The following is a 25,471-nucleotide window of genomic DNA, read 5'->3' as shown; positions in this document are numbered from 1 at the left end:
GCCGAATGTAATGGGACATTGACACGTATGATACGAAACATACATTAAGAAATCATCAAAAGATTGTAAGAACCTGGTAACAAATTCTTGCAATCCTCGATCTACTCAGTAGATCTGCGGGTCTAAAGAACTTAGTAACAGTTCTTGTGGTCCTCAACAAAAGCCTGTGGAGCCTAAAGAAGATGGAAAGAACGGAAGTCTTATCTGGTAACCGTTATAATTTCGGAAAGTTCTGCCCCCGGAGCAGCTACAGTTACCCTATTGTCGGTCGCACTCACAACTACAGTATATCCTGTATTGTATGTTGCTCCAACATCGGTACAAACAGACCTAGCAGGATCCTCCGTACCATCTTGTGGGTCAAGCGGAAGATCCGCGATATAAGTCGGTACTAATTCATTAGCTTCACAAAGATTAACATTTGTCGCTCCCACAGTTGACGTAATAGTTCTCACCGTCCCATCAATACCCAGTGCAGAAGTGTTACCATTGTTGTCAACAGCATACTGGTGAATCGCGTTAAGTATCGCGTTTACATCACTCTTCCTCTGAGTATTGTTGGCCTGAGAAAATTGCCTGGCGGGGTTAATCGCGACTAAGACTATCGCGAGAAGAATAGCAAGAATACCAATAACGACTAAAAGCTCAATGAGTGTGAAACCTTGTGCGTTTCTGTATTTAGGCAGGATCATTTTTTGTACTACTCTCTCATTTTTTAATAAACACCAAATGCTTGTCAATAGGCAAAAGAAAATTAACTAAAAAATCCAAACGCGTATGCAAAAAGCAAGCCCGCGCCTAGAACCAAAATAACTCCTAAAGCCAAAAGCACGAGTTGATTTTTTCTCAGGCTCTCAATTTCTCCCTCTTTGTTGCCAGCTTCAACAGGCTTCAAGAGTTCTTCTTTCTTAGGTTTTTCTTCCTTTCCACGATCCAAAAAATTAGCGCTCGACATCGCCATCTTATTGCTTGTAATTTTGCCAATATCGCCTGCTCCCACTGCCTCATTTCCTAAACCCAAAACAGTAGCAGGCAAAACAACCTCAGATTCTGCGCCAAGGCTCCTGAGTGACGCGACTACCGGAGTAAAAAAACCACCATTTACAGCAACCAACCTTACATTTTTGCCTTCTTTGATTATCTTTTTAGAAATATTTTTAGCATCAGTCGGAACCTCATTAAAAAATTTTTCGGCAGCCACCAAATCGTCAGCGCTACTCACAATTATTTTTTCAAAAACCAAGTCGGCCCCTATTACTATAACTGCCTTCTTTCCTTTTAGTTTATACTTGCCAAAAAAATCGCCAACAAGTTTTGCAAATTTATCAGGGTCTAAAACGTCCAAATTCTTAACAACATCAGCGCCCAGAGGTAAACTCTGATCCGACATCCCTTTAACACCAAGGACTATTGCATTACTTCTAACATAAACGATAAATCTTCCGCCGCCAAAAAACATAATTTTAGTTAATCTCTACCCAACTCGTAGGGGTAAATATAAAATTTTGGTAATTTCCCACTACTTGTATTTTCCGCTTATAACTTCCGACTGTTGATTCGGAAACAATTGTTTTGGTCGATGATCCCGAAACTGTAATATTCGCCGTTCCTCTTCCTATTATCATACCCGATTCTCCCGCATAATTGGGATCCCGCTGCAACCTCAAAATCGCGTTTTCCGCTCCGGATTCAGCAGCGGCATATGCTTCCTCTCCTAGGAAAAAACGTGAGGTCGCCTGCGAATTAACAAGGACGATAACAACAGCTGCCGACGTGATTATAATTCCCACTGCCATGAAAACAAGCAGGGTCACAAGAACCATCCCACTCCGAGATTTGAGAACTTGTCTACCTTTTCTTGTTCGAGAGAAATCGAGAACATTCATAATTCTTAATTTTTAATCAATTCTTTAATGTTTTAATAATTAAATAATTCAAACATTCATTAGAAATTAGAAATTTTGAATTAGAAATTAATTCATCTCCTTTCAACGGTTGTCCCAAAAGTTTTCACCTCGGGCCCGGAAGGCCTCTGGACACGGCTACTTAACGTAAAAGTAAATTTTATCGTTTCTTTTCCGCCGGCTTCTCCAAGCTTTGTAAAATTTAGCGCCGAAATTTGTGTTTCGGAACTGTTTAAATTCCCGGCACCCAAATTGTTAGTGAGCACAAAAGCTCCTCCGCTTTCGCTATAGGTAAAGTTCGCTCCACCAATAACTAAAAGCAAGCTAGAAGAACTATTACCTGGGTTTTGGGGAGTAGTTACCGTTGTAGATCTTGAAATATCATAAATCAACCTTGCTAGAATGAAGCGACCGTCGAGGTCGACGGAAGACGTTGCTTCCGATTCGGTTTGTACTTCGAGAATCGAAACAAACATTTGTGTAAGCACAATCAAAAATATCGAAATCAGTGCAAAATACATCAAAAACTCTACTAAGCTGTAACCGGGTTTAAAAAGCAAATTTAGTTTCTTCATGGTGAATAGTAAATGTTGACATCCGAAAGTATTGGTGAAGACAATCCGTCACCTTCCAAAAAAGCCTTATAACGAACATATGTTCCATTAATCAAAGAGAGCGGGATCGGTGATTGAGTCTGAAAAAAAGTGCTCCCTGTTCCGTCCGGACCAAAATAACTCCAAGTGCTGTTATCGCCATTTATGGCAATTTGGAGCTTAACATCCGTGCTCAAAGGTTCGGTTGCGGTGAAGGTAAGTTGATTTAAAGCAATCTCCTCACTCATCGTAAAAGTTCTGGATTCAAAGCTACCGGAAGTAACAAACGTGCCACCTGGTCCCCCTTCTATGATTTTTAACTCGTTTGACGAATCACCCGTGATGATATATGAATAAGCGTCTCCGTCTGCTTCCAGAACCGCAGCCACGTCATTTACGCCATTTGCTAGCTGCAATCCTCCACATCTTACAGGTGTGGCTTCATTTGCAATGTTAATCACCTGATACTCCTCTGCTGAGGTTCCCACCAAAATTGCTCTATTACCGGTGGTAATTGCGACCCCTTTCGGACTCATACCACTTGCATCATAAGAACCAACCTGGGGCAGAGAAGGATTTGACGATGATTTATTTGTTGTATTGATTATAAAAAACTCCCGAAGACTTGTTGATGCAGCTGTCGCAAGATAAGCCCTAGTACCTGTTAAATTGACAGCAACATCATATGCCGCTTCACCATTTACATCTGAGTAACCATGGTTCGCGAGAGTTGTCCCGGCGCCATTGAAGTTTACAATTTGTAACTCTTTTGTATGCCCCGCAATTGAAATATATGCGTATTGACCTACAACTACGACTTTTGTTCCTGCTGCAGGCAGAGCAATACTAGCAAGTTGCGCTCTCGAACCGGTTTTGCTCGTTAAATTGAAAGTATAAAGTCGACTACCGGTCGTAAGAAATCCGATGTTGCCAGCAACATAGACGCTTAAACCATCCGCGTTGCTACTCGGCGTATTAAAATACCCAACCTCGACATATTTACCACCAACTTGTTGAGTTAAGTCAATAATTACCACTTCTTTCGAGTTATTGTCGGTTGCGAGGTACGCATAGTTTGTTTCTGTAAAAACTCCGTTCGTTTTGTATCCATCGAAAGTTCCCGACACCTGAGAAGTCGGCGGATTAGTATTCGCAACACCAATACTTGCAAAAGCAACACCAGAAGAATTCTCCCCCGTTCCCGCTGCCACCTTTCCTTCTATTGCAGAAATTGCATTAGCAACACCGTTTTTGGGTAAATCAAGAGGGTTTATCGATAAATTAGGAGCGCACCAATCTCCACCACCGCCAGCTCCAAGCGTTACTTCACCCCCCGCAGTATTCGTAACGACTGTACCGTTTCGTACCCCTGCGTTGAATTCAGCGTCTGTCGTATCAACAAAAACCAAACTTGAATAACGCGTTACATAAAACGTCGAGGTAACATTTGAAGAACGCGGTTTTTCCCACAAGACTCGGATAACAACCTTTCTAGCAGATGGGTCTATTGTGCCGCCGGATGAAACAATGATGCCAGCCGAATCACGCCTGACATCGCTTATTTCCACTTGTCTTGTAAAATCACCGATAGTTTCAACTCCCGCAGCAAGCTCCCAGACACTTCCAGATATTCGAGGGTAATATGTCCCATTGGTAAAGTAATCCCAACCGTTCGTCCTACTCCTCACACTCCTCGTCGCATCCTGCGCTTCACGCGCAAGACCCGTGGCAACCAATCTCTGCCCCTCCTGGTCCCTTCCTTCCCGAGACGCCACAAAGCCAGTCAAAAGCGCCGGCAATATCACAGACGTCAGCCCAATTGCGACCAACAGTTCAACCAAAAATTGCCCTTTTGAAAAGTGCATAATCATCTCGAAATACTCCCGTAGCGATTAATTGTCAGTTGCGCATGTTCGCCACTTGCGCTATTGGTGAAAGTAACGGTGTTGGCACCTTCGGTGTATGAAACTACCTCTCCGCTCCTTTTGACAAAAACTATGTCCGCCGTTGGCAATGTCCAACTGATGGCCATAGTAGAGCCTAGGTTGACGATAAAATTCCCACCATCTCCCGCAGAATATGTTGATCCGCGAAATAAGACATACCTGTTATTCTCTAGGTGTATCCCCCAATCACCTGAAGTCGATTGTCCTTGCGAATCCCCCGCCATTGCTCTCACTTGCTGTGACCTACTATCAGAAACAAAAATTGTAACTTGCGAGACCAAGGTGCTGTGCGTTTGACTTCTTAAGATGTTAATTGCGGAAAAAGAAGCAACAAGAGCAAAGAGTCCACCAACTATGATGACCTCAACGAGAGTAAAGCCGAATTTTCTCTTTTTTTTAGAAAGTAGGCTCATCTTGCGCCAATATTACCGATCAGCCCGTAAATTGGCGCGATAATTGCAAGCATCATGCCACCGACCAATAGTCCAATAAAGACTAGCATTAACGGTTCGAGTAGTGACGTCAGAGTTCGGAGTCTTCTCGTAACTTCACCTTCAAAATATTCCGAAATGTCCTGCATAGACTTTTCAAGTGTCCCACTCCTCTCTCCGGCTTCTGTAATTCTGATCATAATGCTTGGAATAACTTTTGAATTTTCCTTAAAGCTCTCCGAAAGTTTTCTGCCGGCAGCGACAAATTTTTTAGCAGTTTCTATCGCTCTGGAAACTTCCTTTTTTGTTACTACATTACTCGACAGATCAAGGGCTTCGGTAATCGGAATACCAGATGTCAGAAGAAGTGACATGCTGCGGCAAAACCTTGTTAAATCAATATCTCTCGCAAGCCGCTTTAAAATTGGCAAGGACAAAATAACATTTAATAGCGTTTTCTTCCTCGTTTTGTACAAAAAGACTATACCTACAACAAGAACAGCCAACACAGCAATCACTGGAATTGTCTTACCCAAAAGGAGATCTGAAAAATTAATAAGAATTCTTGTAGGAAGAGGCAAGTCAACATTAAGCCTGCTAAACACACTAGATATACGCGGGATAACAAAAGTTAGTATCAAAAGAAGCACGCCGACAAAAACAATAATTACAAAAACAGGATAAGTTATCGCACCCTTTACCTTTTCCGTAAACTCCATGTCCTTCTTGATACCAACCGTTAAATCTTTTAACGAAGAATCAAGCGTGCCCGACTCTTCTGCCGCCTTAACTAAATTTACAGTAACAGGGTCAAAAGCTTTTGGAAATTTAGCAAACGAACTTGAGATGGTTCTTCCCTGATTAAGATCTGCGTGTAGAGTTTCGATGATTTTCTTCTGATTCCCTTTTGAGTCTGAAGCAAGTGACTCTACGGCTTCCAAGATCGGAATACCAGCCGTCAGCATCGTTCCCAAATTGCTGATAAGCATCAATTTATCTTTCTTGGACAGTGTGACGCTCATTACTCTTTTGTGGCTCGCAGCACTTCTTCAATTGTCGTAATTCCTTGCTGAACCTTATCGAGACCATCCTCGATCATTGTTATCATACCTTCAATCACAGCACGTTTAACGATAACATCACTGTCAGCTTTCTGATTGATTAATTCCTGTATAGCTGCACTTACTTCGAGAACTTCAAAAATGCCTATTCTTCCCCTATAACCTGTCATGTGGCACATAGAACATCCTTTCCCATGATACATTCTTATCTCACCACTTTGACCAAAATGCTTTTTAACCTCCTCAATACTTATTAAGCTCGTAAGCTCTTCCGGCTTTTTTGTAAACGACGTTTTGCATTTCTCGCAAATCTTACGAATAAGCCTTTGACCAATAATAACGTTTACAGTTGAGGCAACTAAAAAAGGTTCGATATGCATATCAATAAGCCTTGGTAAAGCCGTCGCGGCATCATTTGTGTGAAGCGTAGAAAGAACCAAATGCCCCGTCATAGCACTGTTTATTGCAATGTCGGCCGTCTCTTCATCTCTTATTTCCCCCACGTATATAATGTCGGGGTCTTGTCGCAGAAGTGAACGGAGTCCGTTTGCAAAAGTCAGGTTGGTTTTTGCATTTACCTGAATTTGATTTAAACCGTCTATCGTATACTCAACAGGGTCTTCTATGGTCGCAATATTTTTTTCCCTCGTATTTAAAATCTTTAAAATTGCGTACATCGAAGTGCTTTTCCCCGAACCCGTTGGCCCCGTCGAAAGTACCATCCCATACGGTTTCATAAAACCATTTTTAACTTTTGCGAGATCACGGTCGTTCATCCCTAAATCAGCCAGCCCAAATTGCCTAAAGTGGGATGTTAGCAATCTAAGAACTGTCTTTTCTCCTTCAACAATCGGCACGATTGAAACCCTAATATCGAGCTCTTCCTCGTGAACTTTCATCGAAAGTTTGCCGTCCTGAGCACTCATATGCTCATCCGTTCTGAGCCGCGACAAAACCTTAATCCGAGATACAACCTGATCGTGTAGATCATTGGGCAGTTTTAAAACATCGTGCAATACTCCGTCGATTCTAAAACGGACCAAGGAATCTTCTTCACCGGGTTCGATGTGAATATCAGACGCCTTATTGTCATAAGCGTATTCAATTAACGTATCAACAATCTTAGCGACAGGTGCCTCTTTACTCGCCGACCTTCCAGCTTCCTGTACCTGTTCAACCAAAATCTCGTCAAATGTTTTTTGCAGTTCCTTTTTGTAAAGACTGAGCGCGTTTGCAATGTCCCGATCCGTCGTCAGATAAACATAAACCTTTTTCCCGACCTTTCGCGAGATCATATCTATAGTTTCCCTATTGTCAGGATTGGAAGTTGCTATCTTTACACTATCCCCCTCCACGGAAAAAGCTATCATTTTCTGAGCTCTTGCCACGTTTTCGGGAACTATATTTAAAGCCTCAGGAGAAATTTCGACTTTCGAAAGGGAAATCATGGGAATTTTTAAAAAGTCAGAGACAAGACTTCCTAAATTCTCATCAGAAACCAAATCGTTCTCGACAATTGCATCATAGAGAGAGACACTTTTGTCTTTTGCGTAAGAAGCAACCCTTTTCAAATCGTCCTCGGAAAGGTATTGATTCTTCAGTAAAAGTTGGTATAGGTCGTTGTCAGAAATCACGTAATTCCAAGCAGAATAAAATATCCCGCCTACAACTAGTTTAGCATTAAAAAGAGAGCGTTAAAAAGCTTTACTTGCCAGACGCCAGAACCTGTTTGACCTTTTCAACAACTTGGGCTGGAGTAAAGTTCGACTTCACCATAAAATCGACCGCACCTTTCTTGACCGCAGTTTGGGCGTCCTCTGTACTTGATAAGTTAGTAAGTATGATAATCGGAATATTACGCGTCGTCTCATCTGATTTTGCTGCCGCAGTCGCGTCGATTCCGTTCAATTTCGGCATCATTATATCCATAAGCACTATATCTGGCTTTAGGGCCTTCATTTTAGAAAGACCTTCCTCCCCGTCCTTTGCGATTTCTACCTCAAATCCAGAAATCTGGAATTTTTTCTGATACATTTTCTGTAAGAACTGATCGTCCTCTACTAGCAGTACTTTTGCCATTTGTTACATATTATATATCAAAAAAAGCTCACCAGGGAAAATCCACAAAGGTTAAAGCTGTACTTCTTGTGATTGTTGTTTCACGACTTCTCTCAATCTTTTGGCAAGTTCTGAAGTTGCAAGCGGAAGCGAAAATACAAAAGTCGATCCTTGTTGAGGTTCCGATTTCTGAATCCAAAGATCTCCACCCATCTTTCTTGTCAATTCTCTGGAAATATAAAGACCCAGCCCGCTACCCGCTGGTCTTCCAACCTGATAACTACTTATTTGTTTAAATTTACCGAATAATTTAACCTGGTCCTCAGAACTAATACCAATTCCGGTATCCTGAACAAACACCTTCAATAGATCTCCGTCTTCCTCTAAGCTTATTGTTATGCCTCCACGTTCTGTAAATTTAAGCGAGTTGCCAATTAAGTTACTTAAAACTTCCCTGATTTTATTGGTATCTCCTTGCACAAACGTAAGTCCGTCGTACTTAAAATCCAGGTAAAGATTTTTCCCTTTTGCAAGCGGGATCAGAGACGTAACAACTTCGCCAATAACAGGTTGGATTGCAAAGTCGCTGAGTTCAAATTTAAGTCGCCCCGCCTCGATTCTTGAAACATTCAAGAGTTCGTTAACAAGGACAATTAACCTGTCAGTAGAATTAGCAATATCCGCAAGTGGTTCATGGAGCCCTTTCTCGACCTTTCCATAATCACCGTCAACAATCATCGAAACCATGCCCTTAATCGCCGTCATCGGAGTTCGGAGTTCATGAGATGCTATGGACACAAACTCGTCTTTAAGTTTGTCCAAGTTTTTAAGGTTAGCGTTTGCAATTTCGAGGTTCCTTGTGCTGACCTCCAGCTCCTTCGTTCTTTCTCTTACTTTTTGCTCAAGTCCCTCATACGACCGCTTTAGTTTCATCGCCATAATATTAAAGGAAAGTTCCAGCTGCCCTATTTCGTCCCTCGATTCAACAACAGCACGATGCGAAAAATCTCCACCAGAAATTTTATTTGTCATATTAATAAGTTTTTTAATAGGGGCAACAATAGAAGTTGCCGCCGAAAGAGATATAAGTGCAATAACGCTTACCGAAACTAGAGAGACGATAGTCAAAAGCCCACTCAACTTGGCAATCGAAAGATACGCTTCCTTCTGGTCAATTTTTGCAATCACACCCAAATCTGCTTCCTCAATATAACGAGTGGAGGCGAGAACTTTTTCCTGACGGTAATCAATACTACTGTCGAAAGTTTGTTCGCGTCCTAAAAGCGCTTGAGTTGCGGCTTGGCTAAAGTCATCCTTGGGCGTACTACGAGAAAGAGGACCTAGCTGGTCAAATTTGGAGGGAGTGATATAAACGGAGCCCCCGTTTCTGTCTCTGGCCACCAAGAGAATTTCCCCACTCGTACCAAGTCCAACATTTTCATTAAAAATAGACAAGAAACTCGCACCATTCTTTTCGACAATCGCAACCCCTATAAGTTCTCCGTCGCGGGTGATTGGGCCAGAGACAACGATTAAAAGCTCTCTGTTTTTGCCCTGCAAAAACGTTGTAGCGCGTCTACTGACTCTTGCTTTCAGAAAGAATTCTTCAGAGCCAAAATTGCGGCCAACTTTCTCTGGATCCGTTGAAGACGTAACCTTTCCGCCAACATCCGTAATGGAAATACTTCTTATGTCACTCTCAGGATCAATAAGAGATTTAAACTCAGAAATGGGCCGCCCCCCACTCGCACTATTGATTACATCACTTAAGAGTTCCAGGTTTTGAACATTTGCACTCCTGACCCTATTTTTCGTTATAGCTGCAAGCTGGTCGAGTTGATTCAGTACCTGGGTTGTGATCGCGCTTTTAGTATTAAAAAGCGCAAGATAGCTAATAAGCGCAACCGGAATTATTGCAATCTCAAGAAAAATCAAAAGTAGCCGAAGATTTAGCTTTATCATCTCAAAGTAGCTCTTTTACTTTCCAAAGCAGTAAGAACTAACCCCATCCCGAGTAAAATGAACATAACCGCAACACTTACAGACATCGGTGCACTAATACCGGGAGCATTATAATAAAGAAGGGTTACGTTAAATAAATGTCCCAAAATTGCCAAAATCCCCAAAATAGAGAAAAGGAAGCCTGCAAAAAAATAGACTAAATTCAACCTCCTAAAATTCATTAAAGTTAAAATCCCAACAAGCGCAAAAATTATAAAGCTGATCATACTTGGAACTTCTTGAACCTTGGAAACCGTAACATCCGCACTAATTTGGGAATCATCAAGAAGCAAGGTTTCAATGCCCGTTTGGATTTTTATAACTGAAGCAGTCAAAATCGTTGAAGCAATTAGCAAAATAAAAATGCTTGTTGCAGGAAAAACTACCTGCGAAACTTCTTTATGTCCCTGGACAGATCTTGTAATAAAAAACAGTTCGATCCCGCTCACAAAAAAAAGGGTTGCGACTATAAAATTCATCAACGCGCGGTCCGGAAGAAAACTTTTCAAAAGCTCCACATTCAGAATCCATCCGTACATAACAAGAACGGATATTAAAACTATGACGGTTGCAATAAGTTTTACAAGTTGAGAAAATAGTGAGTTAGAAAACTGATTTTTTTCTCCGAGTTTTAAAATGTCCTCAACTGAATCAGATAAAAATGGTACAGTTGAAGACGACTTTTTTGGGGCAGTTCGAAGCATAACTTAAAGATATCACAAAGAGGTTATAAAAATATAAGATGGCGGCGAAGTATATTAGTACTACGTACCGTATATTTATAATCGCTCGCAGAACACCACTGACTCTTAACCATGGATGAATGCGAAAAGCGATTACATACTTCCGAGATACCAACAGCAAAGAAGGTGATTTTTTCTGCTCGCTCTTGTAAACTTTAAAGACATACTAAAGGCTCTATTGCCGTAGGAAGTTTATCCAATATGTCTAAATATAAACAATATTTTGAACTGATGCTAAACGATCACAAGAAGGCTTTTGAAAGCTTCAAAAATACTCATGATCATTACACACTCGAGCCTCAAAAATATCAAAAACAATTCAACGACGAAGGACAAAAAATCTTAGATATAGTTCAAGAATATGAAAATCGGCTTTGTAGTAAAAGTGAAAGCAGCGGTTACGGAAGGTATTCTTCGAATCTGGCTGATAAATTCAGAGAACAAGTAAAATTATATCTTCCCAAGGTAAACTCAATTGGATTGCAGATTGATTGAGGCTTTAAGCTTTTCGGAGATTTTTATAACTGTGAGCGGAGCGAGAAGTTACATCAGACGAGCGTGAGCGAGGGCTGATATAGTATTTTTTACCAACTAAATTTTTCGGCATATATTCGTTGCCTCCAGCGTTTTCATCGTCCCTCCAGGGATACCTAACATGACCTCGGCCATATCCCAGCTCTTTCATAAGTTTAGTTGGAGCATTTCTCAAATGCAGTGGAATTGGATCAAGCCCGAGTTTTTGTACATCTGAAATAGCGGCAGAAATCGCCTCTGTCGAAGAAATACTCTTTGGTGCTTCTGAAAGATAGGCAACAGTTTGAGCCAAAATCAAAGCAGCCTCCGGCATGCCGATCATATGCACCGCCTGCATCGTACTTGTTGCAAGAACCAAAGCCGTCGGTTGAGCATTACCTATGTCTTCACTCGCGAAAATTACCATCCTTCTCGCAATAAAAATAGGGTCTTCACCCGCATCAATCATCCGTGCCAAATAGTGAATCGCAGCATCCGTCTTGCCCGCTCTCATGCTTTTTATAAAAGCCGAAATTGTGTCGTAATGGTAATCACCCTTTTTGTCGTAAGCAGCAACCTTTCTCTGCATTGCTTCTTTAATATTCACAAGCTTTATAACACCGCTCTTCGAAATATCAGCGGCAATTTCAAGAGTCGTCAGCGCAAATCGTGCATCACCATTTGCTGCAAGCGCAAGAGTGTTAAGAGCATCCTTTTCAACCTTGAACTTCTTTTTACCAAGGCCTCTTTTAGCATCCTTGAGTGCTAGGTTAATAATTTTCTTTATTTGATCATCCGTAAGTGGCTGAAGGGTCAGAACGCGAGATCTAGAAAGCAGTGGCCCAATGACTTCAAACGACGGGTTTTCGGTCGTCGCCCCAATCAAAGTTACCGTCCCGCCCTCTACATGAGGAAGCAAAATATCCTGCTGGGCTTTATTAAATCTGTGAATTTCGTCAATAAATAAAATTGTCTTTTTGGAATAGAGGTTACTTCTTTCCTTCGCCGCTTCAATTATCTTCTTCATTTCACTAACGTTAGAAACAACGGCAGAAATCTTCACAAAATCCGCATTTGTTTCATTGGCAATTATTTGCGCAAGGGTCGTTTTTCCACTTCCTGGTGGACCCCAAAAAATGGCAGAAAATAACTTATCCGCGCCTAATGCTTCATGAAGAATTTTTCCTTCTCCGACCAAATGTTCTTGCCCAAAGAACTCCTTAAGGCTTTGAGGTCTCATCCTGTCTGCCAAAGGAACATTCTCTGTATTTGTATTACTGAAAAGATCATCGCCACTTATCATAATGCGATTATGGGATCCCCATTGTGCTTGCTACAATGGGGTGATTAATAAATACCCGAAAGTGAGCCAAAAATCAACCGTCATTACAATTTTAATACTCAAATTTTACAAGAATTAAATAAATGAAACATTACACTGTTCACATGAGAACGGTTAGCGGTTTAGTTACGATAGTATTTGTTATCCTTGCTCTGATTATTGGTTACATGACAGGCACACGAGGAAACTTTATGGGAATAACAGAAGATCTCGGCGAGAAAACTTCAGAGCAGGTAGATAACGCGCAAAGCAGCGTTGTCGACATAGAAATCGTAAGACTTGCCGAACAAAACAACTCGGGTGAAGTAGGAATAGCAACGCTGGATGAAGAAAACGGCAAGGTCGTCGTAAATATAAACATGGTTGGTGCCGCCCGATACAACACCCCAACCCGCCCACATTCATAGCGGCTCCTGTCCCACACCAGGCGCAATTGTTTACTCCCTAGCAAACGTTGTCGACGGAGAATCGAATACAGTACTCAACACAACAATGGAGAAACTAAAAAGCCAGAAACCGCTGGCAATCAATGTGCACAAATCTCAACAGGAAGTTAACACTTACGTCGCTTGCGGGAACCTCTAAGCGCTCTCTTCTCTTGCACCCCTCGCAATTTCACTGACCTTGTCGTAAAAGTCCGCCGTTCTTCTCAAATTCTCGTACTCTCGACTCGACCTATCTGGAATCACCCCCATACGTCTTGCTTGTAATTCGCGGCGACGATTAGCTCTTTCTTCAATCGAAGAATATGAAATATCCCCAACTCTTTGAGCGTTTTCAGTATCTCCGCTCTTAATTAAATGAGCCATCTTTTCCTCCTTCCATCGCGGAAGAGCCTCAATTAGTCTTGCCACTTCATCTCTAATACTCATAAAAGAATGGAGGGGGTGAAACTGTCCGTCCAGAAAACTATCGATAAACGGGTCTAAAGGATATGATTCTCCATTCTCCGAAGCACTAGCTGTCTGTTTAAACTCTTCTAATTTTCCGCCACCCCTAAAAAGAGTGTCCAGATCGTCAGCTAAGTCAGAACCATTTGGAAGACCTTCTCTTGTCATTGTTGAAAAATAATTAGAAAGTTTTTCGGGCCAAGCGCCAGTGATACGCAAAAAGCGGAGCACCAACTATTATCATTGCAATCGAACTTGATGCCGTGGCCTGTTTTCTGCTTTTAGCATTTTTAATTTCCGCCTCTTCCTGTTCACGTTTAAGCTTTACCCTTTCTTCTTCAGTCATCTCCCTGGAATCTTCTCCCACTTTTTCTGGAGGATATGCTGGATATGCAACAAAAGTATCCGCCTGTTTAAACAAGTATGTTTTAAGACCCAAATCAATAAGCCTTACCGTCCCGATTACAATTAGAACAAGACCGACGAGAGAAAAACCATAAAGATAGAGGGTGCGAATCAAAGAGGAATCGGCTTTCATGCACTTAAAATTCTACTCCTACGGCAAAAAAGGCGCAATATTTGCAAGGAATTAATGGAGTGCTATACTAAATTTGATGGTAAGCATTCTCGCAAGTTGGTTACTTTCCGCACTAGCAATTTTTCTCGTTGCGTCTTATCTTCCAGGGATTCATGTCGACAACTTCGTTACGTCTTTAGTCGTAGCTTTAGCCCTCGGAGTAGTTAACGCTTTCATAAAACCCATTCTCGTTGTCTTAACCCTACCCATAAATATGGTCACTCTAGGGCTTTTCACCTTCGTTATTAATGCGGCTTTGATATATGGAGTTTCTCTTGTTGTCCCAGGTTTTGCAATCGACGGGTGGCTCCCAGCCCTGCTCGCCGCTGTTGTTCTTTGGCTCATCAGCACATTGATTCATTTCGTAATGTTCCCCGTTAAAGCTGCCTAATCTTGATTTTAGATAACATCCTGGTATAAAATGCCACTCGACTGCTCCTCTGTCCCCTTTAATTTGATATGAATGTAAGAAGTTTCCAAGTCGGGTTAGTAGTAATAGCAATTCTTATCCTTGCTTCAATTGGCGTTTTCCAACTTTTCAGAAGCAGGGTCCTTAACAAGCCCAAAAGTCCCACACCTACACCACTAGTAGTCGCAACTCCATCACCCACGGGTGGCTTTGGCAATATGGTTTCTCCTACTCCAATCGCGGGAACAACACCACCGTCACAACCGGCAACCGGCTCAGACACTCAAGAAGTTAGAAATGTCGGCATAACAGTTAATCTACCCCTGTCAAAATCAGTAGTTTCTTCGCCAGTCAAGGTATCAGGGCAGGCCAATGTTTTCGAGGGGAATGTACAAATTAGAGTAAAAGATGCAAAGGGCAATATTCTAGGTCTTGGAAGCGCCACTGCTTGCATGGACTACGACGCGTGCCCGTTCGAAGCATCAGTAGTTTTTGAACCTTCAACAACGTCTACAGGAACAGTAGAGGTTTTTAGTCCTTCAGGCCACGACGGTTCTTCACAACACCTCCAAATCGTACACATCAAGTTTAATTAAACGCCACTCGTCCCCCGATCACCTTTGTGTTGTAAAATGAGTTAATGCCAACCACATCCGAGATCGAAAATATTAAAAAGTCCCCAGCTACATTTGTAGTCTTTGGCGCAACTGGAGACCTTGCAAGAAAGAGGATTTTTCCGGCTCTTTTTAAGCTTTACAAGGCGAATCTTTTACCAACCGCTTTCAAAATAATAGCGGCAGCAAGAACCGAACATTCTTCCGAAAATTTCAGGGCCATTGTTGACGAATCACTAAGCGCTGTTGATAAAGAGAAAATCCCATCGTTTTTTGAAAAGATCCAATATGTCCCCTTGGATGTTGCAGAAGACAAAAACCTAACAGAAGTAACAAATGCCATCAGCGAATTTGAAAAAGAGGCTGCAGGCTGCGTCAAAAGAATTTATTACATGGCAATTTCTCCAACCATCTTGGAAGAAGCGGTCGAGAATTTAGGGAAAAATGGTCTGCACCTCGCGTGTCAAAACCATAACGACAATAAGCCGCTTGTAATTGTCGAGAAACCTTTCGGACAAGATTTAAAATCTGCGCAAAAAATAGCGCAAGTCCTTTCTAAATATTTTGTCCAAGATCAAATCTACAGAATAGACCATTATCTTGGCAAGGAAACTGTCCAAAATATTTTCGCCTTCAGATTTGCAAATGAACTGTTTGAATCTCTTTGGAACAACAAGTTCATAGACCACATCCAAATAACGACGGCAGAAAATATTGGCGTCGAAAAACGTGGTGCGTTTTACGATAAAACAGGAGCATTAAGAGATATTATCCAAAACCACATTATTCAACTTCTTGCGCTAATTGCAATGGAAGAGCCAGAAGACTCATCGTCCAAATCGATAAAAGAAAAAAAATTAGAGGTAATTAAAAACATTAAAAAATTAACCCCCGAAGAAATCAAAACTTCCACAGTAAGAGGACAGTACGAAGGATATCTGGAAGAAGAAAACATAGAACCAAACTCAAAAACGGAATCATATGCTATGACAAAGTTATTTATAGAAAATGAAAGATGGCAAGGAGTCCCTTTTTACCTAAGAACTGGAAAAAGATTAACTGGAAAGGTAACCTCGATCATTCTTCAATTTAAAGATCGTCAACACAAAATATTTGAAGGTTTCGAAAATCCAAATATTCCTAACACGATTACTATTCAAATCCAGCCCAATGAAGGCATCGGCATCAGGCTCACCGCCAAAAAACCAGGGCTTACCAGCGAATTCGAACCCGTTGCTATGGAGTTCTGCTACAAAACTTCATTCGATACCCCGCAACCAGAAGCATACGAAAGACTACTGCTTGACGTAATACTTGGTAATCAAAGCCTATTTATTTCTCAGGAAGAAATAGAAGAAAGTTGGAAAGTCATAGATCCTATAGAGGAAGCATGGAGCAAAAACGAAGTACCTTTAACCGTTTATAAACCTGGAACATGGGGGGCCGAAGAAGCAGAAGAAATTCTTAAAAAAGATGGCCGCGAGTGGCTCCAACCGATTCTCACTATCTGTAAGATTTAATTATTTCTCTTCCTTTTCTACACCATGACCACCAAAAGCATCTCTTTGGCCGGCAACTATCTTGGCAGCAACAGATTTTTGAATTTTAGGATCTTTTTCGGACTCGTTTCTAATTTCAAGGGATCTCTCAATAATGTCAAAAATCAAATCCCTCTTTTTCGCTTCCTCGACAGCCCAAATAGTCTCAAACGAAGCCTTGCCTATTATTCCTTTAATAGTTTTCAGTTCTGGATCGTTTTGCAAAACTTCAATTGTCCTCGCCATCATAAAACCAGAAACCAGTGTCCCTTTTTGGTAAAGCTGTGCTACTTTCAATAAATCCAAATTGTGTGGAGACTCGGCCAACAGCCCAAATCCTTCACCAATAGATTCCATAATCCCATACTCAATTGCGTTATGAACCATCTTCACAAAATGCCCCGCTCCACCTTCTCCAAAATATTGATGTCCGCCCCCAGGTTTTGCCAGAGAATCTAAAATCGGCTCGATATATTCGTAAGCAGTCAAACTTCCGCCAACCATCAGAGGATAACCCTCTTCTACTGCTATAATTCCACCGGAAACTCCAATACCCAAATATTCAACTCCTTTTGATGTAAATTCGCCAAATCTTCTGTCAGTATCTGTGAATTTAGAGTTCCCTCCGTCAATTACAATGTCGCCTTCTTTTACATGCTTTCCAACTTCCTCAAGAATTTCATCGGTCGCTTCCCCTGCTGGTAACATCGACCAAATAATTCTTGGCCCCGGCTCATCTCCGCCAGCTTTTTTAACTAGGTCAGCAACTGATTCAGCGTCAGAAAGTTTCCAATTACTAGCAGCTTCCTCTTTTAGCTCATCGACCTTCGCCTTTGTTCTATTCCAAACTACAACTTCATGTCCTTCACCAAGAAGTTTAATGACCATTCTGTTACCCATTTTGCCTAGGCCTATGAATCCAAGTTTCATCACTTTATATTAATAATATTATTCGAGCTTGTCGAGAACTCACTTTAATAAAAACTTCTCGATTCGCTACGCTCACTCGAAGAATATTTATACGTTTTGGTCTGTAATTAAGTAAGATTTGATTTTCGATTTTCTGTAAAAAATCGCAGGATACTTTTGCATATCATTTTCCGCTTCATCTAGCATTGTTTTAATTGCATCTTTTTTTTCTTTTCCAAACATCAAAATTATAAAGCCAGTAAATTGCCCCAATGCTTTTAGGGTTATTGAAACCCTCTTCTTGTATTTATCATCAACTGTTTCCCCAACGGCAAGCTCCGGAGATTTTGCAGCCAAACTGTAAGGAAAAATTCCACCAGTATGTAAATTTGTCCCAACCCCCATTAGACCGACCCTTTTACTAAACCTTCCAAATAATTCTTCGATTTCTTCCGCATAAATTTTCCCGGTTGTTATTAGATCTTCCCCCTTTAAAATCTTGTGAGCTTCCATGCAATAGTCGTCTGCACAATCTTTGACGCCTGATTCTTTTAGAAGAAACTCCGTGCTGTCTTTATGGAATGGTTTTCCAAACCGATCGTCTACAACGCAAATTGCCCCAGGTCTAATATCGCCTGGCTTAACAATCATTCGTTTATAATCAGGAGAAGTTCCCCCGCTAAGGGCCAGCAGAGTTTTATCATCGACTAACCTTTTTAAAAGATCATGCGCCTTGTCTTGCCCCTCATTTCGATTTTTAACTTTAACGACATCAATCATTTCTATGAACTATCATGCAGTATAAATCACTCTAATACTCTAGAGTAATAGAGTGGTCTCGTCCTGTGAAGTTATCGCTGTTTGACCTTCCACTTTGGCCCCTGCGGTGTATCCTCAACCTCAACCCCCATCTTTGCTAACTCTCCCCTCATATTATCCGACTCTTCAAAATCTCCCGTCTTCCTCACTGCCTCTCTTTTTTCAATTAGTTCTTTCGCGCCTTCTGGCAATTCTGCTTTTTTAATTCTCTCCAGCCCAAGCCCCAAAACCTTATCCATCACCAAAATTGATTCGTGCTTTCGAACAGTTGGATTATCGCTTTTAACCATATCCCACATCACAGCAACTGCTCGCGGCATGTCCAAATCGTTGTTGATCGCGTTTTTAAAATCTTTTTCAAAATCAGGTAAACCTTCCCACGCCTCCTTTTCGACCTCATTCCAACTGGCGACTTCCTCCCGCAAATTGTTCAGCGCATTGCCCGCACCCTGTAGACTTTCCCAAGTAAAGTTAAGTTTAGACCTGTAATGTGCCGTCAGAAACAAATAGCGGAGCGCGAGAGTATCAAATCCTTTTTCAGAAATATCGGCAAGCGTATAAATATTGTTCAAGCTTTTAGACATCTTTTCTCCCTCAACAAGTAGATGCTCACCCTCCATCCAATAATTAACGAATTTCTTCCCGGTCGCCGCCTCACTTTGCGCAATTTCGTTTTCGTGGTGAGGAAACAGCAAATCTACACCACCGGCATGGATATCAAACGTTTCGCCAAGAGCTTTCATGCTCATAGCAGAACACTCGATATGCCAACCCGGTCTACCTTCTCCAAATGGCGCCGGCCAACTGGGCTCCTTTTTTACTTGCCCTCCCGAAGCCTTTGGCGAAGAAGGGAACTTCCAAAGCGCGAAATCCGCCCAGCTTTCTTTATCGTATAAATCAGCGTTAACCCTCGCGCCCTTTTTCAAATTACCTTTAGAAAGCCCAGAAAGTTTACCGTAATTTGGAAATTTTTCAACCGAAAAATAAATTCCATCGTCCCCTTTGTAGGCAACACCTTTTTCGAGAAGTTTTTGGATCAGGACTATCATTGCGTCAATACTCTCGGTTGCCCTAGGATACTGTTCGAACATATTTGTTTCTCTACGAACTTCTCTCGGTGCATCCTCTTCGGATTCTATATTTAATTTTTCAAAATCATCAAAAAACGCTTCTTCGAATTTTTCTGTTATCTTCTTATAGTCGACTCCTTCATCAGCGGCTTTTTTAATTATCTTGTCGTCGATGTCGGTTATATTCATAACATGCGTCACATCAAAATCATTAAATCTCAAAACACGCTTTAAAACGTCTTCAAAAACAAAGGTACGCCAATTGCCAATGTGGACATAGTCGTAAACCGTCGGGCCACAGGTATACATCCCGACGCTCTTGGCATTGATCGGATTAAACTCTTCTACTTTTTTGGGGAGAAAATTATAAAGCTTAATTGCCACTACCACCCTTCATCCAAACCGGATCAAAGTAATTGGGAACCCAGTACTGATGATAACCATTCTTCATTTTTTTTTGTACATTTTTATTCGAGCTTTCGGAATGACCAGCAAATTCATCGAGCCTATCTTTTCTCCTCTCCAAGGTTTCGATCATTCTTTTATCAGCTGGATTTTTAGGAATCCCAAGCTCCTTGTGGATTCTTTCCAAAAGTTCTCCTAAATTTTGAGACCATCTGTTGGCCAAAACAGTCATTAAGGGATTAAGTGTTCCAGTTTCCCTGACAGACCTTAAGGCTTTTATATATCTCCGATCTCGATCCTCATTGTAATCTCGAAGAATTGGAATTGGAGGGAGAGCTATTTTGTAGAGCCTAAGCTCATCAGCACAGGTCATTAAAATTCCATTGACCAAAGCCCTTGCAGTTCTACCATTTCCAAACGCAAAAGGATGGAGCTCTGGTTGAGTAAGCCCGTAATGTGCAGCTGCAGCAGTCTCGAGAGCAAGAACAATATCATCAGGGTTGGATGTAACCTCTCTCATCTGAGTGTCCAACCAGTTAGAATACAAATAAAATCTTGTCGGCACCTCATGCCAGCTTACGGCATCAAATTCATCTATACCTAAATTCTCCTCCCTAAGCCGACCTCCCCAGTCAGCACCGGCGGCCACCCTTTTATTAATTGCCCTTACGTAATCACCATCAAAACCGTATCTCCTGCCATCCACCTTTCTCCCCATTGACACTTTTCTAACGAAATGCGCCGCTAACATCCCACCTTCTGCTATTTTTCTCTTTTCACCATCCTCAGACAAAGACAGATTCTCTGAACCTTCAAGATTTTGCATCAGGTTTATTTGCTTGGATCTTTTTTCATTTCTTGAATTACTTTTAACATTTCTTCCCGTGCCATTTGATATCCTTCTTCAAGTACTGCATCTATGGCTGCATCGACTTCAGCTTCCAGACTTTGACCTTCCAATATGTCTCTTAATTCTGGCGATAATCCGCCGCCGGGGACACCGTTTTGGCCTTTCCCTTGTAGTCTTTCACCACTTCTCTCCTGTGTCATCGGTCAAATTTTAGTTTTTATTACGCTCTAAGTAAAGTCGGCCTTGCAAAAATTACTCCGCTCCATAATTCTTGATCTCTGCGCGTGTTTTTTGGATTGCGCTGTTAGTGAATTCTTGTTTCTTTTGCACTTCTAGATTCTCAGCCTTCACCTCTTCTTTTCGCCCCTCTACCATCTCTTCTTTTTTTGCTTCACTTGCCCTTTTGGCCGCATGTTCCTCATAAATCTGCTGAATTCTGACAGCAACAGCAGAATGTTCGGCTTCCGAAAATTCATCGTCATTCTTTTTCATTTCGGCTATTTCATCGTGCCTTGGCTCTCGCCCGCTTATCTGTCCAACTATAGATTGGCCTACCTTTTTAAATTCACCTACGGGATTGTCACCAGGGCTACTCGATTTATTTTTTGCGGAATTATTTGTCGAATTAGAAGAAGAGTCTTGACCACCCGTAACCTGAGATGCAGCACTTTTGCCGAATTTTTTAAGTTCAGACCCAACTGCCCCACCAACTTCACCTACAGTATCTAAAATTTGGGAACCAAATCCGTCGCCGTCACCCATGATTCCATTGTAGCGTATAATCTTGAATTATGAATTATGGTTTGAAACCTTAATTCATAATTCTTAATTCGTTATTCATCTTAAAAGTCTTTGCGACCTTCGAGAGCTCTGCGGACTGTAACCTCGTCTGCGTATTCCAACTCTGCACCGATAGGAATTCCCCTGGCGATTCTCGTAACTTTTAATCCCAGAGGTTTTACTAATCTTTGAATGTACATTGCTGTTGCTTCACCTTCCATCGACGGGTTTGTTGCCATAATAAGTTCCTTTACTTTTTCATCCTTAAGTCGACTCAAAAGTTCATTTATTCTAAGGTCTTCTGGACCAACATTCTCAAGAGGCGCAATTACTCCATGCAAAACGTGGTATAAACCTCCAAAACTTCCGGATTTTTCTATCGCCCAAACATCCAGCGGATCCTCCACGATACAAATAATCGTCTGATCGCGATCGGCATCCTCACAAATCTCGCACGGGTCATGTTCTGTAATATTCTGGCAAATAGAACAAATTTTAGTATTTGTTTTTAAATCGCGTGTGGCTTCCGAAAGTTTTTCGGAAAGCGAGTCCGGAGCGTGCAGAAGATAGTAAGTAAGCCTCGCCGCGGTCTTTGGGCCAATCCCAGGCAAGCTTTCAAAAGCTTCGATTAAATTAGCAACACTTTTTGGAACTTTCACTCAGAAAGAAGTATATCAAACAATTACTGCCCGAACATGCCCTTGAGGCCATCCATACCAACCATGCCTTGCATCTTTTTGGCTGCCTCTTTTTGGCTTTCTTTTACAGCTTCGTTTACAGCTTCAACGACATCGCTATCGTCATGACCATTTGCATTGATTTCGATAAATCTTTGAGCGAGTGTTAGTTTGACCTTAACACCATTTCTTTCAATTTCTACGACTTCCTCGTCGAGCGCCTTCTGAATCCGCATCGCGTCATCGCGCATCTTTTTGAGTTCTTTTAATTGTTGTAACTTGTCAAACATCTTTATACTCCTAACTTACTTGTCCTCCTAAATCTTGACGAAGAAGGATCAAACATATCGAAGTAAATGGTAAATTGTTAATTGTTAATTGTCAATTGTTAATATAAAATTACCACAATGAATATAATAGTCTCCGGCATTCACCTCAAAGAATTCCCAGAAGTAGAAGAATACGCAAAAGAAAAAGTAAAAAAGTTAGCTAAATTCCACTCCAAAATAGACCTAATTGAAGTCCGTTTGATATCACAAAAATCTCATCGCGACAAAGAACAAGATTACTATTGTGAGATAGAAATAGACATACCAGGAAAAAATCTTTCGATTGTAGACGTTGAACACTCGGTGGACAAAGCCATAGATAAAGCAGTTGAACGAATGAAGAGACTTCTCGTCAAAGTTAAGGAGAAAAAAATTTCCAAACAGCACAAAGAAGGAATCGTAACAAAAATTGCTAAAAGATTTCCTTTCTAAATGTCGAGCCACCTCGACCTTTCCACCCTACTAGAACTTTAAGAGGAACCCGAGGTTTCCTCGAGGGACCTCCGTCATTCTGAACTAGATTCAGAATCCATAAATGAATTACTCGCCGACCTGAAGACCTTGATATTTTGATTCCCCCTTACTCGAAGTGGATTCCAGCTCTCGCTGGAATGACAAGATGATAATGTTATTCTGGCAGCGAAAGCAACACCAGAACTTTATCACCTTGAAAATGCTTAGAAATCTACTGAGCGCTTTTTCAAATGAGTTGACTTAGCTTTAGTTTCTTTATAGGGTTTAAGTCTTACGACTTTAGTTTTTAAAAGGCCAGCTTTTTTTAAACCGTGACTAACCTCTTCCTCACTCGCCCACTGATCGTAGCCCAAACAAATAAAATCTGGTTCGTATTTTTTTAGTTCTCCGTAAAAATCTTCTTCCGCACCAAGAACTGCTTTATCCACCAAGGCGACGTTTTCCACAAGCGATAGCCTTTCGTTTTGAGAGAACAAGGGTTTCTTGCCTTTTATTTTAAAAACGTTTTTGTCAGTTCCAACAGAAACAATCAGATAATCACCATGCTTTATGGCTTGGTTAAAAAAATTAATGTGGCCGGGGTGCAATCCGTCAAATGCGCCGAAAACCATCACTCGCTTCATGTTAATCGTTAATCGTAAATGGTTGATGGGGAGTAGTCAATCAAAGAAGAAACTTAAATTGCGATGAACGATATACGATCAACTATGAACGTTAAAAGGAGCCTTCCAATACGTGTAACTCGGGTTTTGAATCTTTTGTTATTTCTCTTGTAATCCAGATCTCCCGATAGTTGGAATATTTATCTGTATCTCGAAGTGACAGGCTCCAACTATTTTTGGAACCACTCATATAATCGATTGGTAGTGCTTGGCTTCCATTTGCAAGCCATACTTGGTATAAGTTATTGGTCGGATCCGGAAGCGTTGCAGAAACAGTAAGGATATACGTTCCACCACCAAAAGACCTTGTTGCACTTCCTCTTGCTTCTCCACCATATTCCACATCCTGTAATGTTGCCGTCTGTTTGGTAAGCTCTACGCCACCCTCCGCAACACCTGAAAGTTCGCTACTGCCTCCAACGGGAGTAAGTCCTCTAGGGGCTTCTCTCAATACCACCGCGGAGCCACCAGGTGTTGAAATATTAAAAGTAGAAGTAACAGCGAAGAAAACTCCAAGTATAAAAGCAACGATTATAAAAATTTTCCCGTATTTTTTGAGTGAAGCAAGCTTATTGTGATCACGATATTGTGTCTTCGAAAGATCTCGCATTGTTTGGGGATTTCGTTAAAATTAAGGTTAACATACCTCAAAGCGTCGAATCAACAGCAAGAGATTTAAATATCCGCACTTAACTTTGGCGCAAGGACACGGCGCGGGGGCTTTCTAAATCTTGAAGATTCCAAAACCAAACTGTAAATTACGGGCACAAGCAGAATTAAGGGATATTTCAACCAGTTTCTTGAATCCGAAAAATAGAATGGCACATCAAAGTAATAAGGACCAATGATCTCAATAAAATCTAAAGTACAAATAGAAAAAAACCAAAACAAAGAAATCCAAAGACCAGCCCTGAAACTCTTTTCGGACCTTTTGCTGTTAAAGTAAACAACAGTAGTCCATAAAACAATTAAGGGGAAAACTAAATAATACCAAGGCAAAACAACAAATCCGCCAACAATAATTCCCATCAGCCAAATCAAAACAGAGTACCAAACAGTTCTCCAGTTTACCTTTAGATTATTGCGTTTTGTGTGCTGTAATTTCTCCTTCATTTTAATTTTTAGGGTGCGAAAAACTGCACGGGCAGCTCGCATAATTTTTGGTTGTTAAAATACGAAAATTGTTTTGGATTTAAACTAGTCTTGTAATAAACCTTTTATAGAAGCCGTGTCAATAAGCAAAAAGGGCACTTATACCCGTAGGCAAGTGCCTCTCGGTTGAGGTCTGGAAATGGTTTAACCGTGCCTTTTGATCTTTGCGTAAATGCGTGTCTTTCTTTATCGTAATCACCCATCGTAAGAATGCTTCTGAGGGTAAAATATTTTAAACTATCAGGGTAGGGAGCGTCCGGCGAGGAAAGATAATCAACCCATTTATCAAGACTTGATTTTTGATCTGCGACAAGAACATCTGTTAATTGAGTTCGCATGTCACCTGTTATTTCAATATCCCCATGTCCAAGTTCGCGTGCCTGGCGTTGCTGGTTTTCAAAATATCCTTCTGGGACCTCATCTGGTTTAATGACATACTTTGAGTGAAGAAATCTTTTTGCAGCATCCATGCCGTGTTCACGATCGTCTGCGTCAGGTCGATCTGTAATTTCGTGAAAACGATTCAAGTAGTTTTGAATACGAAGTAATGGGTCTTGGGGAATTCTCTCGCCTGTGTGTGCTTTTGTACGCTTCGCAGCGTTATCTACTTCTGGGCTTTTATGAAGATTATATTTGTTTTTAAGCAGCTGAGTAGCCGCTTCTGAACTTTCCATAATATTACCAAATTATATATCAAGTTTCCACTACGTTTAATACCAGAATT

General features: G+C 41.2%; 33 protein-coding genes. 7 read left to right on the top strand and 26 right to left on the bottom strand.

Features of this window, described 5'->3' with window-relative positions:
* Positions 1 to 200: 200 nt before the first annotated feature.
* The 11 genes from NUV69_01415 to NUV69_01365 all read right to left on the bottom strand — a co-directional run bounded on the left by NUV69_01415 (position 201) and on the right by NUV69_01365 (position 10,698).
* Positions 201 to 692 carry a type II secretion system GspH family protein gene (locus NUV69_01415; GenBank protein ID MCR4324326.1) on the bottom strand — a complete coding sequence of 164 codons (492 nt, stop codon included), beginning with the start codon at positions 690 to 692 and terminating at the stop codon, positions 201 to 203.
* Positions 693 to 754: 62 nt separating this feature from the next.
* Positions 755 to 1,459 (bottom strand): hypothetical protein, encoded by a 705-nt coding sequence (locus NUV69_01410; GenBank protein MCR4324325.1) that lies wholly within the window; start codon positions 1,457 to 1,459, stop codon positions 755 to 757.
* Positions 1,460 to 1,463: 4 nt separating this feature from the next.
* The gene (locus tag NUV69_01405; GenBank protein ID MCR4324324.1) at positions 1,464 to 1,886 is read right to left on the bottom strand and encodes a hypothetical protein; all 423 of its coding nucleotides are present in this window, start codon (positions 1,884 to 1,886) and stop codon (positions 1,464 to 1,466) included.
* 92 nt (positions 1,887 to 1,978) lie between these two features.
* Positions 1,979 to 2,479 carry a hypothetical protein gene (locus NUV69_01400; protein ID MCR4324323.1) on the bottom strand — a complete coding sequence of 167 codons (501 nt, stop codon included), beginning with the start codon at positions 2,477 to 2,479 and terminating at the stop codon, positions 1,979 to 1,981.
* Positions 2,476 to 4,362 carry a hypothetical protein gene (locus tag NUV69_01395; GenBank protein ID MCR4324322.1) on the bottom strand — a complete coding sequence of 629 codons (1,887 nt, stop codon included), beginning with the start codon at positions 4,360 to 4,362 and terminating at the stop codon, positions 2,476 to 2,478. Before NUV69_01395 ends, NUV69_01400 begins: the two co-directional genes overlap by 4 nt.
* A 2-nt stretch (positions 4,363 to 4,364) precedes the next feature.
* Positions 4,365 to 4,856, bottom strand: a complete 492-nt coding sequence (locus NUV69_01390) for a prepilin-type N-terminal cleavage/methylation domain-containing protein (GenBank protein ID MCR4324321.1) — start codon at positions 4,854 to 4,856, stop codon at positions 4,365 to 4,367.
* Positions 4,853 to 5,896 (bottom strand): type II secretion system F family protein, encoded by a 1,044-nt coding sequence (locus NUV69_01385; protein ID MCR4324320.1) that lies wholly within the window; start codon positions 5,894 to 5,896, stop codon positions 4,853 to 4,855. The genes NUV69_01390 and NUV69_01385 overlap by 4 nt, the downstream gene beginning before the upstream one ends.
* The gene (locus NUV69_01380; GenBank protein ID MCR4324319.1) at positions 5,896 to 7,506 is read right to left on the bottom strand and encodes a GspE/PulE family protein; all 1,611 of its coding nucleotides are present in this window, start codon (positions 7,504 to 7,506) and stop codon (positions 5,896 to 5,898) included. The genes NUV69_01385 and NUV69_01380 overlap by 1 nt, the downstream gene beginning before the upstream one ends.
* 133 nt (positions 7,507 to 7,639) lie before the next feature.
* Entirely contained in the window at positions 7,640 to 8,014 is a 375-nt protein-coding gene (locus tag NUV69_01375) for a response regulator (GenBank protein MCR4324318.1), read from the bottom strand.
* Between the two features lie 51 nt (positions 8,015 to 8,065).
* Positions 8,066 to 9,955, bottom strand: coding sequence for a sensor histidine kinase (locus NUV69_01370; protein MCR4324317.1), 1,890 nt, complete (start codon positions 9,953 to 9,955; stop codon positions 8,066 to 8,068).
* Entirely contained in the window at positions 9,952 to 10,698 is a 747-nt protein-coding gene (locus tag NUV69_01365; GenBank protein ID MCR4324316.1) for a hypothetical protein, read from the bottom strand. The genes NUV69_01370 and NUV69_01365 overlap by 4 nt, the downstream gene beginning before the upstream one ends.
* 240 nt (positions 10,699 to 10,938) lie before the next feature.
* On the opposite strand from NUV69_01365, the gene NUV69_01360 reads away from it, so the two are divergent.
* On the top strand, positions 10,939 to 11,232 hold the full coding sequence (locus NUV69_01360; protein ID MCR4324315.1) for a hypothetical protein: 294 nt from the start codon (positions 10,939 to 10,941) through the stop codon (positions 11,230 to 11,232).
* Between the two features lie 4 nt (positions 11,233 to 11,236).
* Here the strand turns inward: NUV69_01360 and NUV69_01355 are convergent, their stop codons facing one another.
* Complete coding sequence (locus NUV69_01355; GenBank protein MCR4324314.1) at positions 11,237 to 12,553, bottom strand: replication-associated recombination protein A; 1,317 nt, start codon at positions 12,551 to 12,553, stop codon at positions 11,237 to 11,239.
* Between the two features lie 143 nt (positions 12,554 to 12,696).
* On the opposite strand from NUV69_01355, the gene NUV69_01350 reads away from it, so the two are divergent.
* Both NUV69_01350 and NUV69_01345 read left to right on the top strand, forming a co-directional pair.
* Positions 12,697 to 12,999 carry a hypothetical protein gene (locus NUV69_01350; GenBank protein MCR4324313.1) on the top strand — a complete coding sequence of 101 codons (303 nt, stop codon included), beginning with the start codon at positions 12,697 to 12,699 and terminating at the stop codon, positions 12,997 to 12,999.
* On the top strand, positions 12,959 to 13,177 hold the full coding sequence (locus NUV69_01345; GenBank protein ID MCR4324312.1) for a hypothetical protein: 219 nt from the start codon (positions 12,959 to 12,961) through the stop codon (positions 13,175 to 13,177). Before NUV69_01350 ends, NUV69_01345 begins: the two co-directional genes overlap by 41 nt.
* Here NUV69_01345 and NUV69_01340 read toward each other — a convergent pair.
* Together NUV69_01340 and NUV69_01335 are read right to left on the bottom strand one after the other, a co-directional pair.
* Positions 13,174 to 13,650: a hypothetical protein gene (locus NUV69_01340; GenBank protein MCR4324311.1), complete on the bottom strand. Its 477-nt coding sequence runs from the start codon at positions 13,648 to 13,650 to the stop codon at positions 13,174 to 13,176. The genes NUV69_01345 and NUV69_01340 overlap by 4 nt on opposite strands.
* Positions 13,651 to 13,663: 13 nt before the next feature.
* Positions 13,664 to 14,020 (bottom strand): hypothetical protein, encoded by a 357-nt coding sequence (locus NUV69_01335; GenBank protein ID MCR4324310.1) that lies wholly within the window; start codon positions 14,018 to 14,020, stop codon positions 13,664 to 13,666.
* 76 nt (positions 14,021 to 14,096) lie between these two features.
* Here NUV69_01335 and NUV69_01330 point away from each other — a divergent pair, with 76 nt between their 5' ends.
* The 3 genes from NUV69_01330 (at position 14,097) to zwf (ending at position 16,602) form a co-directional block, all read left to right on the top strand.
* Positions 14,097 to 14,450, top strand: coding sequence for a phage holin family protein (locus NUV69_01330; GenBank protein ID MCR4324309.1), 354 nt, complete (start codon positions 14,097 to 14,099; stop codon positions 14,448 to 14,450).
* Positions 14,451 to 14,518: 68 nt separating this feature from the next.
* Positions 14,519 to 15,064: a Gmad2 immunoglobulin-like domain-containing protein gene (locus tag NUV69_01325; protein ID MCR4324308.1), complete on the top strand. Its 546-nt coding sequence runs from the start codon at positions 14,519 to 14,521 to the stop codon at positions 15,062 to 15,064.
* A gap of 44 nt (positions 15,065 to 15,108) precedes the next feature.
* Positions 15,109 to 16,602, top strand: coding sequence for a glucose-6-phosphate dehydrogenase (zwf, locus tag NUV69_01320; GenBank protein ID MCR4324307.1), 1,494 nt, complete (start codon positions 15,109 to 15,111; stop codon positions 16,600 to 16,602).
* Here zwf and NUV69_01315 read toward each other — a convergent pair whose 3' ends face one another.
* The 8 genes from NUV69_01315 to NUV69_01280 form a co-directional block, all read right to left on the bottom strand.
* A complete protein-coding gene (locus NUV69_01315) occupies positions 16,603 to 17,550 on the bottom strand; it encodes an NADP-dependent phosphogluconate dehydrogenase (protein MCR4324306.1) in 948 nt (315 codons plus the stop codon). It lies immediately after the preceding gene.
* A gap of 87 nt (positions 17,551 to 17,637) precedes the next feature.
* On the bottom strand, positions 17,638 to 18,309 hold the full coding sequence (locus NUV69_01310; GenBank protein ID MCR4324305.1) for a 6-phosphogluconolactonase: 672 nt from the start codon (positions 18,307 to 18,309) through the stop codon (positions 17,638 to 17,640).
* Between the two features lie 71 nt (positions 18,310 to 18,380).
* Positions 18,381 to 19,802, bottom strand: a complete 1,422-nt coding sequence (gene cysS / locus NUV69_01305; GenBank protein ID MCR4324304.1) for a cysteine--tRNA ligase — start codon at positions 19,800 to 19,802, stop codon at positions 18,381 to 18,383.
* Positions 19,792 to 20,649 (bottom strand): Fic family protein, encoded by an 858-nt coding sequence (locus NUV69_01300; protein MCR4324303.1) that lies wholly within the window; start codon positions 20,647 to 20,649, stop codon positions 19,792 to 19,794. The genes cysS and NUV69_01300 overlap by 11 nt, the downstream gene beginning before the upstream one ends.
* Positions 20,650 to 20,654: 5 nt before the next feature.
* The gene (locus tag NUV69_01295; protein MCR4324302.1) at positions 20,655 to 20,873 is read right to left on the bottom strand and encodes a hypothetical protein; all 219 of its coding nucleotides are present in this window, start codon (positions 20,871 to 20,873) and stop codon (positions 20,655 to 20,657) included.
* A gap of 52 nt (positions 20,874 to 20,925) precedes the next feature.
* The gene (locus NUV69_01290) at positions 20,926 to 21,435 is read right to left on the bottom strand and encodes a hypothetical protein (GenBank protein ID MCR4324301.1); all 510 of its coding nucleotides are present in this window, start codon (positions 21,433 to 21,435) and stop codon (positions 20,926 to 20,928) included.
* Between the two features lie 80 nt (positions 21,436 to 21,515).
* Complete coding sequence (gene recR / locus NUV69_01285) at positions 21,516 to 22,112, bottom strand: recombination mediator RecR (GenBank protein MCR4324300.1); 597 nt, start codon at positions 22,110 to 22,112, stop codon at positions 21,516 to 21,518.
* Between the two features lie 23 nt (positions 22,113 to 22,135).
* Positions 22,136 to 22,420 carry a YbaB/EbfC family nucleoid-associated protein gene (locus NUV69_01280; protein ID MCR4324299.1) on the bottom strand — a complete coding sequence of 95 codons (285 nt, stop codon included), beginning with the start codon at positions 22,418 to 22,420 and terminating at the stop codon, positions 22,136 to 22,138.
* A 117-nt stretch (positions 22,421 to 22,537) separates the two neighbouring features.
* On the opposite strand from NUV69_01280, the gene raiA reads away from it, so the two are divergent.
* Entirely contained in the window at positions 22,538 to 22,891 is a 354-nt protein-coding gene (gene raiA, locus NUV69_01275; GenBank protein ID MCR4324298.1) for a ribosome-associated translation inhibitor RaiA, read from the top strand.
* 245 nt (positions 22,892 to 23,136) lie between these two features.
* Here the strand turns inward: raiA and NUV69_01270 are convergent, their stop codons facing one another.
* The 4 genes from NUV69_01270 to NUV69_01255 all read right to left on the bottom strand — a co-directional run bounded on the left by NUV69_01270 (position 23,137) and on the right by NUV69_01255 (position 25,421).
* A complete protein-coding gene (locus NUV69_01270; GenBank protein ID MCR4324297.1) occupies positions 23,137 to 23,556 on the bottom strand; it encodes an FAD synthase in 420 nt (139 codons plus the stop codon).
* 91 nt (positions 23,557 to 23,647) lie between these two features.
* A complete protein-coding gene (locus NUV69_01265; protein MCR4324296.1) occupies positions 23,648 to 24,205 on the bottom strand; it encodes a hypothetical protein in 558 nt (185 codons plus the stop codon).
* Between the two features lie 65 nt (positions 24,206 to 24,270).
* Positions 24,271 to 24,708: a hypothetical protein gene (locus NUV69_01260; GenBank protein MCR4324295.1), complete on the bottom strand. Its 438-nt coding sequence runs from the start codon at positions 24,706 to 24,708 to the stop codon at positions 24,271 to 24,273.
* A 104-nt stretch (positions 24,709 to 24,812) separates the two neighbouring features.
* Positions 24,813 to 25,421: a hypothetical protein gene (locus NUV69_01255; GenBank protein ID MCR4324294.1), complete on the bottom strand. Its 609-nt coding sequence runs from the start codon at positions 25,419 to 25,421 to the stop codon at positions 24,813 to 24,815.
* Positions 25,422 to 25,471: the final 50 nt, after the last annotated feature.

This window comes from Candidatus Curtissbacteria bacterium (assembly GCA_024654445.1).
In the GTDB taxonomy this organism is placed as follows: Bacteria; Patescibacteriota; Microgenomatia; order Curtissbacterales; family GWA2-41-24; genus JANLHP01.
This window is presented reverse-complemented; position numbering and strand designations above follow the sequence as displayed.

Coding starts and splice junctions, on each gene's coding strand:
- NUV69_01415 (MCR4324326.1), bottom strand. CDS start 692: ATGATCCTGCCTAAATACAGAAACGCACAAGGTTTCACACTCATTGAG.
- NUV69_01410 (MCR4324325.1), bottom strand. CDS start 1,459: ATGTTTTTTGGCGGCGGAAGATTTATCGTTTATGTTAGAAGTAATGCA.
- NUV69_01405 (MCR4324324.1), bottom strand. CDS start 1,886: ATGAATGTTCTCGATTTCTCTCGAACAAGAAAAGGTAGACAAGTTCTC.
- NUV69_01400 (MCR4324323.1), bottom strand. CDS start 2,479: ATGAAGAAACTAAATTTGCTTTTTAAACCCGGTTACAGCTTAGTAGAG.
- NUV69_01395 (MCR4324322.1), bottom strand. CDS start 4,362: ATGCACTTTTCAAAAGGGCAATTTTTGGTTGAACTGTTGGTCGCAATT.
- NUV69_01390 (MCR4324321.1), bottom strand. CDS start 4,856: ATGAGCCTACTTTCTAAAAAAAAGAGAAAATTCGGCTTTACTCTCGTT.
- NUV69_01385 (MCR4324320.1), bottom strand. CDS start 5,896: ATGAGCGTCACACTGTCCAAGAAAGATAAATTGATGCTTATCAGCAAT.
- NUV69_01375 (MCR4324318.1), bottom strand. CDS start 8,014: ATGGCAAAAGTACTGCTAGTAGAGGACGATCAGTTCTTACAGAAAATG.
- NUV69_01370 (MCR4324317.1), bottom strand. CDS start 9,955: ATGATAAAGCTAAATCTTCGGCTACTTTTGATTTTTCTTGAGATTGCA.
- NUV69_01365 (MCR4324316.1), bottom strand. CDS start 10,698: ATGCTTCGAACTGCCCCAAAAAAGTCGTCTTCAACTGTACCATTTTTA.
- NUV69_01360 (MCR4324315.1), top strand. CDS start 10,939: ATGTCTAAATATAAACAATATTTTGAACTGATGCTAAACGATCACAAG.
- NUV69_01355 (MCR4324314.1), bottom strand. CDS start 12,553: ATGATAAGTGGCGATGATCTTTTCAGTAATACAAATACAGAGAATGTT.
- NUV69_01350 (MCR4324313.1), top strand. CDS start 12,697: ATGAGAACGGTTAGCGGTTTAGTTACGATAGTATTTGTTATCCTTGCT.
- NUV69_01340 (MCR4324311.1), bottom strand. CDS start 13,650: ATGACAAGAGAAGGTCTTCCAAATGGTTCTGACTTAGCTGACGATCTG.
- NUV69_01335 (MCR4324310.1), bottom strand. CDS start 14,020: ATGAAAGCCGATTCCTCTTTGATTCGCACCCTCTATCTTTATGGTTTT.
- NUV69_01330 (MCR4324309.1), top strand. CDS start 14,097: ATGGTAAGCATTCTCGCAAGTTGGTTACTTTCCGCACTAGCAATTTTT.
- NUV69_01325 (MCR4324308.1), top strand. CDS start 14,519: ATGAATGTAAGAAGTTTCCAAGTCGGGTTAGTAGTAATAGCAATTCTT.
- zwf (MCR4324307.1), top strand. CDS start 15,109: ATGCCAACCACATCCGAGATCGAAAATATTAAAAAGTCCCCAGCTACA.
- NUV69_01315 (MCR4324306.1), bottom strand. CDS start 17,550: ATGAAACTTGGATTCATAGGCCTAGGCAAAATGGGTAACAGAATGGTC.
- NUV69_01310 (MCR4324305.1), bottom strand. CDS start 18,309: ATGATTGATGTCGTTAAAGTTAAAAATCGAAATGAGGGGCAAGACAAG.
- NUV69_01300 (MCR4324303.1), bottom strand. CDS start 20,649: ATGCAAAATCTTGAAGGTTCAGAGAATCTGTCTTTGTCTGAGGATGGT.
- NUV69_01295 (MCR4324302.1), bottom strand. CDS start 20,873: ATGACACAGGAGAGAAGTGGTGAAAGACTACAAGGGAAAGGCCAAAAC.
- NUV69_01290 (MCR4324301.1), bottom strand. CDS start 21,435: ATGGGTGACGGCGACGGATTTGGTTCCCAAATTTTAGATACTGTAGGT.
- NUV69_01280 (MCR4324299.1), bottom strand. CDS start 22,420: ATGTTTGACAAGTTACAACAATTAAAAGAACTCAAAAAGATGCGCGAT.
- raiA (MCR4324298.1), top strand. CDS start 22,538: ATGAATATAATAGTCTCCGGCATTCACCTCAAAGAATTCCCAGAAGTA.
- NUV69_01270 (MCR4324297.1), bottom strand. CDS start 23,556: ATGAAGCGAGTGATGGTTTTCGGCGCATTTGACGGATTGCACCCCGGC.
- NUV69_01265 (MCR4324296.1), bottom strand. CDS start 24,205: ATGCGAGATCTTTCGAAGACACAATATCGTGATCACAATAAGCTTGCT.
- NUV69_01260 (MCR4324295.1), bottom strand. CDS start 24,708: ATGAAGGAGAAATTACAGCACACAAAACGCAATAATCTAAAGGTAAAC.
- NUV69_01255 (MCR4324294.1), bottom strand. CDS start 25,421: ATGGAAAGTTCAGAAGCGGCTACTCAGCTGCTTAAAAACAAATATAAT.